At 43.3% G+C, this 15,541-nt stretch carries 12 protein-coding genes; 4 read left to right on the top strand and 8 right to left on the bottom strand.

Annotated features, from left to right (window positions below):
- Positions 1-213: 213 nt before the first annotated feature.
- Both MKY42_RS15815 and MKY42_RS15810 read right to left on the bottom strand, forming a co-directional pair.
- Positions 214-2,355 carry a M1 family metallopeptidase gene (locus MKY42_RS15815; RefSeq protein ID WP_339852437.1) on the bottom strand — a complete coding sequence of 714 codons (2,142 nt, stop codon included), beginning with the start codon at positions 2,353-2,355 and terminating at the stop codon, positions 214-216.
- 281 nt (positions 2,356-2,636) lie between these two features.
- Entirely contained in the window at positions 2,637-4,580 is a 1,944-nt protein-coding gene (locus tag MKY42_RS15810) for a beta-L-arabinofuranosidase domain-containing protein (RefSeq protein WP_339852434.1), read from the bottom strand.
- A 126-nt stretch (positions 4,581-4,706) separates the two neighbouring features.
- On the opposite strand from MKY42_RS15810, the gene MKY42_RS15805 reads away from it, so the two are divergent.
- On the top strand, positions 4,707-5,570 hold the full coding sequence (locus tag MKY42_RS15805) for an AraC family transcriptional regulator (RefSeq protein WP_256222054.1): 864 nt from the start codon (positions 4,707-4,709) through the stop codon (positions 5,568-5,570).
- 24 nt (positions 5,571-5,594) lie between these two features.
- Here the strand turns inward: MKY42_RS15805 and MKY42_RS15800 are convergent, their stop codons facing one another.
- Positions 5,595-6,980: an MFS transporter gene (locus MKY42_RS15800; protein WP_090897922.1), complete on the bottom strand. Its 1,386-nt coding sequence runs from the start codon at positions 6,978-6,980 to the stop codon at positions 5,595-5,597.
- Positions 6,981-7,091: 111 nt separating this feature from the next.
- Here MKY42_RS15800 and MKY42_RS15795 point away from each other — a divergent pair, with 111 nt between their 5' ends.
- Positions 7,092-7,982, top strand: coding sequence for a LysR family transcriptional regulator (locus tag MKY42_RS15795; protein WP_339852430.1), 891 nt, complete (start codon positions 7,092-7,094; stop codon positions 7,980-7,982).
- A gap of 70 nt (positions 7,983-8,052) precedes the next feature.
- On the opposite strand, the gene MKY42_RS15790 is transcribed toward MKY42_RS15795, so the two are convergent.
- The 4 genes from MKY42_RS15790 to MKY42_RS15775 form a co-directional block, all read right to left on the bottom strand.
- On the bottom strand, positions 8,053-8,424 hold the full coding sequence (locus MKY42_RS15790) for an iron chaperone (RefSeq protein WP_339852428.1): 372 nt from the start codon (positions 8,422-8,424) through the stop codon (positions 8,053-8,055).
- A gap of 123 nt (positions 8,425-8,547) precedes the next feature.
- A complete protein-coding gene (locus tag MKY42_RS15785; RefSeq protein ID WP_090897917.1) occupies positions 8,548-9,576 on the bottom strand; it encodes an ABC transporter substrate-binding protein in 1,029 nt (342 codons plus the stop codon).
- 185 nt (positions 9,577-9,761) lie between these two features.
- Complete coding sequence (locus MKY42_RS15780; protein WP_339852426.1) at positions 9,762-10,355, bottom strand: YdeI family protein; 594 nt, start codon at positions 10,353-10,355, stop codon at positions 9,762-9,764.
- A 245-nt stretch (positions 10,356-10,600) separates the two neighbouring features.
- Positions 10,601-11,227, bottom strand: coding sequence for a hypothetical protein (locus tag MKY42_RS15775; protein WP_179264865.1), 627 nt, complete (start codon positions 11,225-11,227; stop codon positions 10,601-10,603).
- Positions 11,228-11,463: 236 nt separating this feature from the next.
- On the opposite strand from MKY42_RS15775, the gene MKY42_RS15770 reads away from it, so the two are divergent.
- On the top strand, positions 11,464-11,838 hold the full coding sequence (locus MKY42_RS15770; protein WP_090897911.1) for a BlaI/MecI/CopY family transcriptional regulator: 375 nt from the start codon (positions 11,464-11,466) through the stop codon (positions 11,836-11,838).
- A gap of 9 nt (positions 11,839-11,847) precedes the next feature.
- The gene (locus MKY42_RS15765; RefSeq protein WP_339852421.1) at positions 11,848-13,143 is read left to right on the top strand and encodes a M56 family metallopeptidase; all 1,296 of its coding nucleotides are present in this window, start codon (positions 11,848-11,850) and stop codon (positions 13,141-13,143) included.
- A 259-nt stretch (positions 13,144-13,402) separates the two neighbouring features.
- Here the strand turns inward: MKY42_RS15765 and MKY42_RS15760 are convergent, their stop codons facing one another.
- Positions 13,403-15,451, bottom strand: a complete 2,049-nt coding sequence (locus MKY42_RS15760; protein WP_339852418.1) for a glycoside hydrolase family 16 protein — start codon at positions 15,449-15,451, stop codon at positions 13,403-13,405.
- Positions 15,452-15,541: the final 90 nt, after the last annotated feature.

Raw genomic sequence — 15,541 nt, 5'->3', positions numbered from 1 at the left:
ACATTCTTCACTTTCCTCCGCAACGTTTTATTTGACAATCCACTTAAAGATCCACGTTATATTTACCCTTCAGGACAGGTTTTAAAAACCTAAATTGAACTTAAATAAAAAAGCCGCCATATAGGCGACTCTGTAATAGACAATATGATGATCATCCAATGACAATTGCAAAAGGAAATTTTAATCTTTCTTTATAAGAATGAACACTTCGAGTTATTCCTCAACAAATAATTTTGAAAGTGGATTTTCCACTTTTTTATCCAATGTTACCTTGCCCGTCTTGTTCAACATATAGTACTGATAATAAGCGCTGCTGAATCCAGTGGATTCCTGCATCTTCATCATAAAGGGTTCAAGACTCCCACTGCTCAGATGATCTTCATTCCAGAAATAGTGCAGCATCAAACGATTTTGATTATAAGGGTGTTTGATCACATAGGCTCCAGCAACTGACGGTTGGTTCATAGTCGTTTTCCATTGAAAACCGATATGGTTAGCACGGTCCATAATGCTGGATTTTAAAGCTTGTACAAAACCATTTGATTTAGCACTACCAAGTACTATTAGGTTGCTGGTAGCCAATTCTTTTTTCATTTTTTGCTTCAAATCCTGCCGGTCCCGGATCACGTCATACTTCACTCCGCTTAAATCCAGAAGAGTTGTTAGTTGGTTTACCATGGCTTCCTGTTGTTCGTTCGCTGACTTGCTCACCTGATCACTGACCACAATGGCTAATGGCTCACCTTGAAGGGCTTTATCCATCACACGGCTCATCGTTTCAAAAGGTACATTCGGAACCTGAGTTAATGCTGATTCATATAGCGATTGAAACTGATCATGCAGATATGCCGTTTTTTCCTCATTCGACAGTTGATATTCGGGCTTCAGCACAAAATTGGGATCATATAAGGCTTTATTCATATCATTTCGCGTCTCTTTCCCCAGTACATCTTCTATCGTTTGCAGAAGTCCGTCAATCGTAGCATTTTGATACACATAGCGTTTAAAATACTCTTTCATAAAGGCATCGAATTTTTCTTCCCCGACGGAACGGTACAATTGGTATATTGCTTGGCGGCCTTTATCGTAATAAACTGGGCTTGCCCAATCTCCCACCTCGTCATTGGTTGAAGCAATGGCCTTATCCACCGTGGAATCGTCAAATTGGATAGACTTAAAGCCATTCATCGTGTCCCCCTGCTTCTCAGAGAAATACACTTTAGAGAAATCTGCAAAGCCTTCGTCCAGGAAAGACTCTGTCTCCGAATTATTCCCGATTAACGCATGAAACCACTGGTGGGCGATTTCATGCACAAATACGGTGTCTTGTTCTGGAGCAGAATTTATTCCGATTTGCCCCATTTGGATAAGTCTTGAATACTCGATAGCTACACCTTCTACATACGATTCAACAATCCGGAATTCAGGATAAGGATATTTACCGTATTTATCACTAAAAAAATCAATGGCTTTGAATGCTTGATCAATATATCCATCAACGATTTTTTTCTTACCTGGCTGGTTGTCAAAATAATAATACTCTACGGTGAGGCCATTCCGGGTTACGCTGTCCACTTTGAAGTTCGGGCTGGCAAAGAAAGCAAACTCCCTCGTATTCTCGGCTACGGTGGATACCACTTTGCGTCCAGTCTCTGCATCATCACGTGTGGTTATCGTACCAGGCATCACTACCTGATATTGATCGGGAACATTGAACTGAACTTCATAATCCGCGGAAGTATAATAATCCGTTTCGAATGTTTTACTATAAGGTTTGGTATCCCATTCATGCTTGGCCTCATCATAGACTGACATTACAGGGAACCCATGAGCCCCATTGATAATATCTTTGTAATACGATAACCGCTGTGAGCCATAGGGAATCTTCAGATTAAAGTGGACTTGAACCGACACGGATTCACCAGGCTGAAGGGGTTGCTCCAATTTCACCGACATAGCTTGGTCTTTATTACTGAAATCAAGGGCTTGCCCACCGGTCGTCACCTTCTCAATATCAATTCCTCCAAGAAAGTCTTCCGGTTTCTTATCAGGGTTATTTTTGCTAATCTCTTCATTGGAATGTTTAAACATGGTCGTCTGTGTCGATTCCGAAAGGTTGGCATCAGCATAAGTATGAAAAACCAGTTGCTTCAATGTATCTTTGCTTGTATTGCGGTAAGTAATGGATTCACTCCCCTCGATCATCATCTTCTTCTCATCCAGCCGGGCTTGAATTCGATATTGGATAGGCGCTTGAGCCTTAATATCTTTATTGGCTTGTGAAATAGCTGATACAGGAGCTGCATTAGCGGCAGCACTACCCGTACTTATGATCGGGCATGCGGTCAGAATCATAGCGAGTGCGCTGATAGCTGTTATTCTGATTCGATTTGATGTGTATGAACGTGAATGATAGATATAAATCTCTCCCTCGAATGATTTTTGAAGCTCAGAGGCAAGTATAGAAGATCAACCTTACATTGGTTTAATGCGTATCTTAAATTTCGTTTAAAAAAAGAAGCTGTTTGTATTAAACGAGCATGACCATAAAGCAAAAAGTCGCCATTTAGGCGACTTTTAGTAATTGTGTCTCTTTACCGATTTTCAATGAAAGGTGTCACAAACGAATTATAGAATCAGGTACGAAGCCAAACATTCATTTCTCCGGCTTGTCGATTGCCCCATAAATAATAAGGGATTGCTGTGAGTTGTACTGGTTTGACGTTTTTGTTTAACGGCTGGTAAGGTTGATTATCCAACCACACGGATTCATCCACAAGTAGCCCATCAACTTCTACAGTAATGCAGCCACCAAGCAGTTCAGGCGTTTCGTGTTCTCTCAACTCTGGCTCCTCTGCGAATGAGAGTGAAGACAGTGGAGATCCATTATCCACTTGCTCCAGGCAATAAACGAGTGGGCCGCGTTGGATGGCAGCTTTCCCAGCATCTGGCCGGATCAGAGGATGAGCAGCGATCAATTGGGTCTCTAGTGGCAATATCCACTCTACTGTATCACCATCGGACCAGGCACGTTCCATTTTTGCATAACCATTATGCTTACGATAATGTTGAGGTTCTCCGTTGATCTTTAATATTGGATCCTGACTTTGAAACCACTGAGGAATGCGGACTGCAATCTCAAATGGAGCAGCTTTAGCATCATTACCAGCCAAAGAAATCGAGAACTCCACCTTTCCATACCAGGGTAATTCAGATCGTTGATGTACTGTTACTTGCAGACCGTCTCCTGTCACCCATTGAAGCTCGCTACCGATAAACAAGTGCACATACACCGTTTTTCCGTCATTAGATATGTCATAAATATAATCATGAAGTGAACTCAATAAACGTGCCACATTAGGCGGACAGCATGAACAACCAAACCATTTCTGCCGTACGGGCTTCACATGATGTTTGTCTGGATTTTTTTCACTTGCGTCCGGGTATACCTCTAGTGGATTTACATAGAAGAAATGTTGTCCATCTTTGGACATGCTGCCAAGTACATTATTGTATAGTGCTCTTTCCATGACGTCAGCATAGTCACTTTTGGCTTCCAATTGCAGCATCCGACGTGCCCAGAAAATTAGTCCAATGGAAGCACAGGTCTCTGCATAAACCGTATCGTTAGGCAGATCATAGTCAAACGTGAATGCTTCCCCCAGATGTGTTGCACCTATGCCGCCGGTAATATACATTTGCTTGCGCGTTGTATTGATCCAGAGCCGCTCACAGGCTTCTCGCAAACTTGAATCATTCGTGAGGCGTGCCAAATCGGCCATGGCGGTGTACATATAGACTGCTCGAACAGAGTGACCCACAGCGACCGTTTGTTCTCTCACTGGCAGATGAGACTGATATACCTCAAGATTGGGAGTCCCCTGTGACCAAATATTTTTCCTTCCCCGGCGTTCCCACTCTTCCACGAAATAACTTGGCTTGTTACCGCGCTCATTAATGAAATAACTGCTCAGATTCAAATAACGTTGTTCTCCTGTAACGTTGTATAGTTTAACCAGAGCTAATTCAATTTCCTGGTGCCCACAATACGCCTGAATTTTACCTTGCTCGGTTCCAAACAAGCTATCAATGAGATCAGCGAACCGACATGCGATGTCGAGAAAAATGCGTTTCCCTGTCGCATGATAATATGCAACTGCTGCCTCTATCATATGTCCAGCACAATATAGCTCGTGAGCTTCATACAGATTGGTCCATTGTCTTCCAGGCTCTTTAATGGTGAAGTAGGTATTTACATAGCCATTTTCATGTTGAGCTTGACCAATCAGATCAATCACTTCATCAGCGATGCTCTCCAGCTTGGGATCAGGATGGTTACCGATCGAATAAGCAACCGCTTCCAACCATTTGTAGAGATCACTATCCTGAAATACCCATCCCCCGAATTCACCTTTCTCCAAGCCAGCTGCAATTCGGAAATTACGGATGGCATAGCTCGGCTCCGCGCCTTCGATTCGGTCATTTAGCGCTTCCCATTGATAAGGAATGACAGTCTGACGGACTAATTCGGAGTATTCTTTCCAGAAGGTGTCTTGAATGGCTACTTTGGCTTTTCGCATTATGGAATTCCTCCTATAAAATTGACTCTTGTGGTTTTCAATTATAAGCTGTGATTACATGGGAAAATAGAATTGAATTGAACTTTTTTCTATAAAATTTAACACTAATAGGGAGGGTTATCTGTTTTGAATGGAGATGGAATCATAGAGCTTAACGTCCCCCAACTCCCCTATTATCTAGGAGCAGGACGTTCTGAATATGAAATCGGAGATCAACATCCGAACCGGAAAAAGCTTGGTATCTACGATGTACTGATTGTGGTCAAGGGAGAATTATATATTGGAGAGAATGATCAGCAATGGACTTTGGTAAAAGGAGACTCACTAATCCTGCTGCCAGAAGGAGAACACTATTCGGTCAGGCCGTGTTCACAGAAAACGGTATTTTACTGGCTGCATTTCGAGCATGTTGAAAGATATGAAAGCTTGCTGACCTCTTCTGATTATGAACCGGAGTTGCAAGATTCCTCCAGACCGTTTGGCAATCCTTATACGTTAAGGCTTCCTAAACATTCGAAATTAGCCAATCCACAAGCGGCTTTCAATCTTCTGGAGCAATTATTGACACTAGAAATGGATAGCTCCTTTTGGCAGGAGCAGCGCTTGCTAGGTGAATTGCTTTCCATACTGGAAGAAGGCAGCTTGCGGGTTATGGATTCCGTGCAGACACGATTAGCAGAACAAGCAGCAATATATATTCAACAGAATTATAAGACAAAGGTCACGAATGAAACGTTGGCAGCAGCTCTCCATTTTCATCCCAACTATGTTATCCGCTGCATGAAGATGAAGTATGGTAAAACACCAATTGAATATTTAAATGAACTTCGTTTAGAACGTGCAAAGCGATTACTGGTTACTACAGACTGGTTGATTGATCGCATTGCAGAAGAAGTGGGCTTTCGTTATGCTCCATACTTCTCATCCTGTTTCAAACGGTATATCGGGTTGTCTCCGCTTCAATTTCGAAAGCAATATATGACTACGTAATGATATGAATTATGAGATTCGGCCCTATAACGTCTGCGTTGCGGATGATTTCTGGCGTCGTAAGGTCATGATGATTAAAGATGCAGCTAATACTGTCAGGATGATTCCAAGCGTTTGAAATCCTATAAAACTGAATGTGTCTCCCATGACAATTCCAATCAACAACGATGACAAAATGGTCCCCAGATATCTCGATGTATTAAAAATACCTGATGCGACACCGATCATATCTTTGGGTGTGCTTTTAAACAAAGCCGCCTGCATACCAACACTGTTGAGCCCATTACTTATACCAAATACAGCTAAGGGCAAAATGACATTCACCACTGGTGAGTCTTTATCCAATGCCACAATCAAGATGGACCCGCACGTCATTAACACCGCTGAAACGATCAAAGCTGGCCGCGTACCTGATTTGTCAATCCAGCGTCCGGCGAGAGGAGAACTGATGAGTGAACATAAACCAAGGGTTAGCATCAATAGTCCTGTATGAACTTCGTTCAGATGGCGTACCTGCTGTAAATAAGATGGCACACCAAAAAACAGAGCGTAAAACAGAGTGTTAACCAGCATAAATTGTACATTCACCCAGGTCATTTCGGGATATTTGGCAAATACCCTCAGCGGAATAAAGGGGGACGCTGTTTTCAATTCATGTCGGATAAAACTTGCTAATGCAAGCAATCCGATCCCTCCTGCCATAAGGTGCCAAGTTAAAAGATGTCCGATTGATTTAACGGAAAGCACGCTCATTAGCAGAGTCACCAATGCGACGGTGAACAAAAGTATGCCGGGCGCATCAATCAGCAGGAACCATTTTCTGATGGACATGTCGCCATAGTTGGATTTGAGGGTCGCTTCTTTGGGAATGGTTTTCCAGGCGAATATAAAGCTTGCGATTACCAATGGAATATTCACTAGAAAAATACTTTGCCAGTCCCACCAATGAATCAATACACCGCCAATAAAAGGGCCTACCGCGGCTGCACCAGACAGGAACATCGCAAGGATAGACAGGGCAGCAGCCTGTTTCTCAGTAACGTGGATTCTTACAATCGCCATTCCGACGGCTACCATCATGCTTGTGCCAACAGATTGAATGATCCGGAATACGATAAGCCAAGAAAAGTCTGGAGATAACGGAGCTAACATGGAGGAACCAAAGACAACAACCAGACCGATAAGGAATATCTTTCGGCGGCCGAACAGATCACTGCACTTGCCCATGACCGGTTGAGCCACAGCACTTGCAATGTAAAAGGAAAAAATAATCCATGACACGGTCGTAACATCAAGTATAAACTCCTGTTGTAGTCTTGCAATTGCTATAGATATCATGGAGGAATTGAGCGGATTCAGCATGATTCCCAAGCCCACAGATATCATTAACCATATATTTCGAGCATTCATTATGTATATCCCTCCTTCTTCTGTTGTCATCTTAATGGAATCCCTTTATTTATTCCAACGCATTTTATGTTATAATTTGATGAACTAAAAGGAATAAGAGAGTGGTGCGAAATGGAACTTCTTCAGCTACGCTATTTTCTGACGTTAGCCCGATGTGAACATGTTACAGAAGCTGCGGGTAAGCTGCATGTCACTCAATCCTCACTGAGCAAGACGATACAACGTTTGGAGGATGACTTGGGTGCACCGTTATTTGATCGATTGGGCAGAAAACTGCGGTTAAACGAATTCGGAAGAACATTCCTTCGACGGACCGAAAAAGCCTTATTCGAATTGGAACAGGGAAAACAGGAAATTGCTGATCTCTCCAACCCGGATCACGGTACACTTCAATTGGCAGTTACTACAGCAAGCACATTACCAGGAATCTTGCGGGAATTCCGAAAAAATAAGCCGAATGTTCAGTTTCATGTACAAATGGTTACGTTGGACGATATGTGCACGCTTCTCCACCGAGGCGAAATTGATTTTTGTCTGTCTTCCCCTCCAATCCAGGGAGATGAAATCGAATGTCAGATGCTGTTCCAGGACCCAATTGTAGTTGCCGTGCCTCTCGGTCATCAATATGCGGATCGAAGCAGCATCACATTAGAAGAGCTTAAGGATGAGTGGTTTGTGGGGGTGAAAAAAGGATATGGTATTCGTGATCTGGTGGACTCCAAATGTCAATCCGTCGGATTCGTACCGAAGTATGTTTATGAAGGAGATGAGCCTGCAAGATTAACTGCACTTGTGGAGGCGGAGATTGGGATTGCCTTTATACCCAATACAGCAAGAAACCCGCAGGAACGAATTGTATATCTCCGGATCGAGGATCAGAACCTAGTGAGGGAAATTGCTTTATTGTCGCATAAAAACAGATATATCTCGAAAGCAGCTATCGCGTTTCGCAGCGTAGTCATAGATTATTTTGGTGCAATGTCCAAACCAATTGCTGAATAACCCATTACAAAGACCCCGCTCACCGACGTAAGTGAGAGCGAGGTCTTTTGTTGTAGGCTATCGATCATGCCTATTTCCGCCAAAAGGTTGAACAGTCTGCTTTTTCCGTAATGTTGAAATCAATCATTCGTTCCAGTAATGAAAAATCAACCGGTCCATCCCACCGGATACGCACCAACTCCTTGGTGTGCTCATAGCCGGCCTTCACAATTTCATCGGAAAAATGATTAATCCCTGCCTTCTCAGGCGCCACAGCCAAATGATGTTTGGATGCACTAAATCCAATAATAAATGTGCCATGATCGGTAAACATGGGCTGATTCCACGCTATTTTAGGTACTAAATTTGGGTACTTCTTGATAATCCATTCTAAAACTTCTTCCGTACGGTCCCGATGTCCCAGGTTATCAATTCGTGCTAGATATTCTGCAAAAACGTCCATATTATCTTCTCCTAACCAAGATTTATTTCGCATACTTCATCTCATATTATCATGAAAATGAAATTGAAAAACCCTTTGGTCCAGATTCGCCAAAGGGTTGAAAAAATATATATTACTCAAAGACTACTTCACCGAAAGCAGGCTGTCTGATATAAACTTCAGCTGACCTTCAAGCGATACAGGGTCGTTGTATGTATCAGAGGTCGGATCAAGCTGGAACACATGGCCCTCTTTGACCGCAGTTAGGTTTTTCCACACCGTATTATCGTAAACAATCTTCGGATCGGTTGTATCTCCTGACCACGGGCTGGTGAAGATGATGTCGCCTGCATATTCCGGTAACACTTCCATCGAGATTGAAGCCCAGCCTGTGCCACTATCAATTGCCTCTGTCTGAGCCCTTTTTGGTGCCTTGAGACCAAATTCGTCATAGAGTATTTCACCACCACGACCGTAATTATGACCAAATACAAATAATCCTTTGGCGTATGGATTCAAAATGGAGACTGTACGATCTCCTACAGCGGCAAGCACTTTTGGCTTCAACCCATTGATCTTCGCTTCCCATTGTGTGATCCAGTCTTTTGCTTCGGCTTCTCTATTGGTCAGCTTGCCCATCTCCAACATGAGATCCTTGAAATTGCGCTTACCATATTGTAACTGTACCACTGGTGCAATCTGCGACAACTTGTCGAGACCCTCTGTACCTGTGTATGCGATGATCAGATCAGGCTTTAGGCTGATTATTTGCTCCGCTGTTGGCTGCTCTCCCAGATCTGTTGTCCCCTGACTTTTGAGCTGGTCCTTGATGTACTTGTTGTTTATTGCACCTGACAAGGCTCCGACGACTGGAGCATCGAGTGCAACAAAGTACCCTGTTGAAAATGCGGTCAGATCGATAATCCGCTTCGGATTTGCAGGTACTTCCACTTCACCTGCATCCGATTGATATGTAACAGTCTCTCCTTCGGCACCTGTTGTTGTATCGGCGTCAGAAGCAGAAGTGGAGTCAGTTGATGATTCCATGTCCGTAGCTTCGGTTGTAGTGGTCTCCGTTGTATTGCTTGTCATTGCGGCCTGACCGCATGCACTTAGTACAAGTAATATAAAGAGAGCAGACAAAAGCCATATCGAGTTTCTTCGTTTCAGCAAAATAAACCCACCTTTTTCAAATGATATTGATAATCGTTATCAACGATACCATGCAATAGTACATTTGACAAGATGATTTCATATTCGACAGATGAAAAAACAAAAAAACACCCACTAAGGCGGGTGCTTCGATGCATATAAATTAATTTCAAAACAAAACAGGCTGTTTCCTGTACATTAAAGGTTTAATCATTCAACCCTTTTCCATCCAGAATTTGCTGCGTACATTTCTCCACCCTGGACACACGGGTTTTGGATTGCTTCGGTTGGGAAAAATAAAAAAGGTATGCCCGTTGACGTCCAGGCGTCAATGCTTCAAATGCGGTTTTCAACGCAGGATTTTCATCCAGTTTAGTTTGAAACTCTTCTGGAACAGCATACTCTATATTCTTTTTGAGTTCCACTTTCAATCCGGCCTTTTCAACCTCAATGGCTTCAAGAATATACTCTTTCAGGATAGCTTCCATGTCAACGATTTGTTGAAGATTAGTGAACCGGATTTGGCGAGCAGCTTGTACATTTTCTGTTTGTTGGATTAGAATACCTTGCTTATCTTTTAACAAGGTTCCTTTATGGAAAAGAAGCGCACAATATTCCTTAAATCCATGAATGATAACGATGTTCTTATTCTCCAACGTGTAACAAGGATGCATCCACTTAAAGTCTTCAGTCAGGTCGCAGGAAAGAACGATCTCTCTTAGCTTCTCTGATTCTTCCTTCCACTTCTTTGCTTTGTTTAAATATCCATCCACCTTGGGATTTGTTTTATTAGTTGTCATCAGGGACCATCCTTCATCATGCTAGTCATATTGTTGCATTTCTAAAATGATTCTTCTTTTACATATGATTGCCAAGAAAAAGCAGTTAATTTCATTCAAAACTATGTGTGTCGCTTAAATATTATGACACCATTTGGCGTCTGGTCAATACTAACTATTATTCAACTCATATACATATGTCCTTTGTCCCACCTCTTATCCCTAACTAGGAAGCCGATATTAAAAGAACCAAAGTGAGAAAGCCCCTAGGATTTGGCGTATTGTAAAATTGCCGCCGCTGCGCGGATTCGCAGGCCCTCTTCTTCGCTATGCAATGCCTTTTTTAGAACATTGAGTGCTTCTTGAATAGTAGCTTCATCTACTCTAACTGAGGAATGATTATCTCCTTCAGTAGCTACAGAGGTGATCGAAACCCAGGGCTCCAGTTGAGCCTGCGTAATTGAGTGTTCGAATTTCGCAATGATTGAGTAATGACTCACAAGTGCAAGTACTTTATCATTTAACTCTGCTAAGGGAATGCGCCCCAGCCAGGTAACTCCCCGTCGATGGCATATGTATTCCTCTCCGGTTCCGTTGGAATCATCGTAAAAATAATCGCCCAAATCCCCTACATATGCCCATTCATCATCGTTTATCAAGACATAGTCCCCATCCTGCATCACGTAGACAAAAGTATGGAGCGTATCCAGGACATCACGAAGCTCCGTCTTTCCTATCCTGTAGTGTTGAACTAATTGCTCTGTCCATTCTTCTGCAGGCTCGTGCTCCAAATCTCCTGTCGCAGGCCAACCAATGCCGATAAAGTTATTCTCCAGAAACGACTCCGTCCAATCGATCTCTTGCAGTGTGGCTCGTATATGAAACAGATTCATGTGGTTCCTCCCCAATAGTGATTTCAGGATTTAAGACTAAGTATATACTCCAGACATTCGTCGCTGCATTAAAATTAATCAAAGATTAAGCTTATAGCAGTACAGACCTGACTCTGTTTTTGCAATATCCATGCAACACTTGACTACCTACTACACGTTGTAGTAACTTGTATGTACTACGTAGTGTAGTAATAACCTTCGATATGGACGCATAACGAAGTTAAGGAGTGTTCACCGTGAACCATCTGCAAAAATTATCGGATACTGAAATGGAACTGATGGAAGTGATCTGGGAGTGTGAGCCACCTGTCACCTCCACCGAACTGCTGACCATGTTTTCCCAAAGGGGTAAAGCTTGGAAGGCGCAAACGATCTCTACCTTTCTCTCTCGGCTGGTAGACAAAGGGGCCCTTACAGCTACAAGGGATGGACGGACCAACAAATATGTGCCCCGTATTTCACCCGAAGACTACAAGCTATTGGAGGCACAACAAGTTCTGGATGGATTATATCAAGGCTCTGTAAAAAATTTGATTTCAGCTTTGTATGATGGCGACAAGCTCTCAGATCAAGACATTGCAGAGCTGAGACAATGGTTTTCAGAAAAGTAGGTGTAATCTATGAATACCATTCTTGTATTACTGTCTACGCTGACTGTTGCCGGAAGTGTCGTTGTCGCTTTCATTCTGTTATTGCGCCTTGCTCCCTTTCAAGTCTTCCCTGCAAAATGGCGTTTTGGAATTGGGAAAATGGCTTTAGGCTTGTATCTATTGCCCATTTTTCTGGTCTTTAATTGGATGTTTTCATTGTTCCCATTCAGTACTACAGTAAACGAGTTACCCATAACTGCTCAACATGTGATACCTGGATCATTTCATCCGACGCCTGCCATTCAGGTACAGACCATTCCAGCAAACACAGCTCTCACTTTTATATGCTTATGGGTAATCGGGGCCATAGCTTTTGCAGCATGGCAAACATATTGTTACCACAGATTTATCAAGACATTAAAACTTACGCGAACCAGCGTTCCAATGACCGGCGAAATTGCTATGCTGCTCCCTGCAATCAAGGAGAGTCTGGGTCTCAAGAGCGAGGTTCGACTCGCTTACAGCGCTCTGATTCGCAGTCCTTTTCTTATTGGGCTGAGGAAACCTACTATTTATCTGCCTCTGAAGAATTCTGCAAACGTGGATATACGTATGGTGTTCCATCATGAACTGATCCACCTGAAAAGGAAAGATCTATGGATCAAGGCGCTCATATTAGTAGCCCGTGCATTGCATTGGTTCAATCCATTGGTTCATATGCTTTCGAAAGATATTCATACGTGGAGTGAACTGTCCTGCGATGAAGAAGTCGTAAAGGGAATGTCCCTTGCGGATCGTAAACGCTATGGGGAAACCATCCTGAACGTAGTGGCAGGATCAAGGAATCTACCTATACAATTCTGCTCCTCTTTATCCGGGGAAGGCAAACAACTAAAAAGGAGATTAATATTTATGCTTAACGTAAAAAATGTGAACAAGAAAACCTTTGTTATAGCGATATCGACGCTATTCGCCGTTGCTGCAATTAGTACAGTGACAACCGCTTGGGCTTCGAGCAATACTCCGAGGGTGGTTGCGAGTGAAGAAGCTTCTGCAGTAACGCGCCCATCGCAGCAAACGGATGGCCGCGAAGATGCTCCTACAGTAACACGTCCTTCTGCTCAAGCCGCAGTCCGTGATGAAGTTTCTGTGGTACCACGTTCGGATGACCAAGTAGTAGCTCGGGAAGAAGTTCCTGCAGTAACTCGTCCATCGGCTCAAGAGGTAGTTCGTAAAGAATCTCCTGTAGTAACACGTCCGGCAGCTCAAGAGGCAGTTCGTGAAGAAGCTTCTGTGGTACCAGCGCAAGCAGCTTCCCGTCATTAAAAGCAATTTCATGAAATTACAAAATAAATAGGCTTGGTATAAAGACTCCAAACAGCACCCTTCGTTCAACAATTGAACGAAGGCTGCTTCATTATTGTAGAGTAGAGAGTTTTCGCTTGAGACTAACCGGCTACCTGCTCAAATAAGAAAGACCAACAACATTTTTGTTGTTGGTCTTCCCTGTCTTCTCCGTTCATCTTGCCTCATCACCGAAAACTATGGTGAGTCGCCTAGACACGACTCCAAAACAGCTGTTTTCTTACTGTTCTTTATACACACGTACATAATCCACTTGCATGGTTGCCGGGATATCGGACGCGTTCGGAGTACGGCCGCCGTCAAAGTTTCCGCCGATTGCCAAATTCATAATGAGATAGAACGGCTCATCAAATGGTGCATTCGGATTATTCGGTGCAGCTGCGGAATACCACTGCTCGTTAGTCACTTTATAGAAAAACTTGCCGTCGACATACCATTTAATGTTATCCTCTTCCCAGACTACCGAGTATACATGATAATCATTGGCAAAAGTTTGCCCTTCCGGGAAGTGATAATCGCCGCCCGAATACTGGTTCCCGGGCCATTGTCCACCAAAGTGTATGGTACCGCTTACTGATCCAGGCAGACGGCCTCTCGCTTCCATAACATCAATTTCACCTGATGCAGCCCAAGTGCCGTATACCGAGTCTTGTGGAAGCATCCACAGTGCTGGCCATACACCATCACCTGTAGGAAGCTTGGCACGAAAATCGACTCTGCCGTACTTCAAGGACAGTTTATCCTTGGTGTTAATCTTTCCTGAAGAAAACTGTGCATACCGATTCGGGTCTTGCGGAAAAGATTTACTGTCGTTCATGGCTTTGATATTCAGCTTTCCGTCCTGTACATAAATATTTTGGGTGCTGTTTGTGTAGTGCTGCAGTTCTGCATTTCCCCATCCCCAAGTAGCGGGATCGTTATTGAGATAATATCCTGTTTCATAGTTCCATTTACTTGTATCCAGCGTAGTTCCGTTAAATTCATCCTGCCAAATGAGATTCATGCCCGCGATAGCCGGGTCGGTTGGTGTTCCGATCGCGATATCCTCTTGATCGGATACATCTGGACGCGGAGCATTTGGATTGCCGATGAAAGTATAGTTGACGAAGTTGTTGCCAATATTTCCACCCGCCTGTCCGTTCAGCGGATACCCAATACGAATTTGCATATTTTCCTGGATTGGCTGGAACCAAAGACCATAGATATAATCGGCCCAATATCCCCACTGGTTGGCATCCGACATATTGTTGTAGCCATTTGCGGAGTATGCAAATTTGCTCTGACTGGAGTTACTCAAATCCACCCATTGGCCATTGATGTTAATCTGGTATACGAAATTACCAAGTTCTTTGGCGATAGGCGCACCCCCATCAATTTTGGGAAGCGGAAGTCCAATGGAACCATTCGCATCTGCCGTGAAGGTTGTTCCTTCGTATGGCGTAATGACATATGAATTTCTAGTAGGTTCATTAAAGGTAATTGTATAAACAAGGTTAGCTGAGGAAGTCTTTGATTCCAATTTGACGTTGATCGATTCCGTTACGTTAAACCAGTAACCTCCTCCACCGTCGGTAAATTGGCCGAAGTTGTGATCATAAATCCAGCCGCTGGCTGCATTATTGTCAATATCAATCCATGTGCTGCTGTTTACAGGTTTTACATATACCTTCAAATCATCCGCTACGGCTTCATACGTTACCGCAGAATCATTGTTGAACGTTGGATATGTAAAGCCTGCACCGCCTGTGAAACTTGCTGTAATTTGCGGGCCTTGTGTTGGATTCATCGCTGTGATGGTTGTTTTGTTAATGTTTTGGAATACAAGTTGATATTCAAGCTTGACGCCATTCGCTTTGGAGTACAGTTGAATTTCGGTTGTTGCGGAAAGGGTGAACCAATAACCATTGAAACCGCCATCGCTCCAGTGCCCCCAGTTCTGGTTATAGATATAACCTCCGGCTTGATCAATATCAACCCAGTTGTTACCCACTTTCACATTAACACCCACGTCACTGTAAACATCATTCCAGGTAGCGGACCCCCCATTGAACTTAGGCATAACAAATCCGTAGCTGGCTTTGCCAACGCCGGATTTTGAAATAACAGGTCCATCTGCCGGTGAGAAGTACTCCATTGAGGTAACGGTCGTTCCAGCTGCTTGAACTTTCGATGCTGGCAGCACGCCAACACTAGCCAGCATCACAACCGCTAGGAACAAGCCAAGTACCTTTTTCATAACCCGTTTCTCTGTAAAGTGAGATGGTTTCATAATTGCCCTCCTTTGATAGGATCATAGTTTCTCCCAATCAATGCGCATAAAGGTAATCGCTTACATCGGGGAATATCTTTATTCTATCGA

This window comes from Paenibacillus sp. FSL W7-1088 (assembly GCF_037969855.1).
GTDB lineage: Bacteria > Bacillota > Bacilli > Paenibacillales > Paenibacillaceae > Paenibacillus.
Note: the sequence above shows the minus strand (reverse complement) of the source record. Positions and strands in the feature narration are given on the sequence as shown.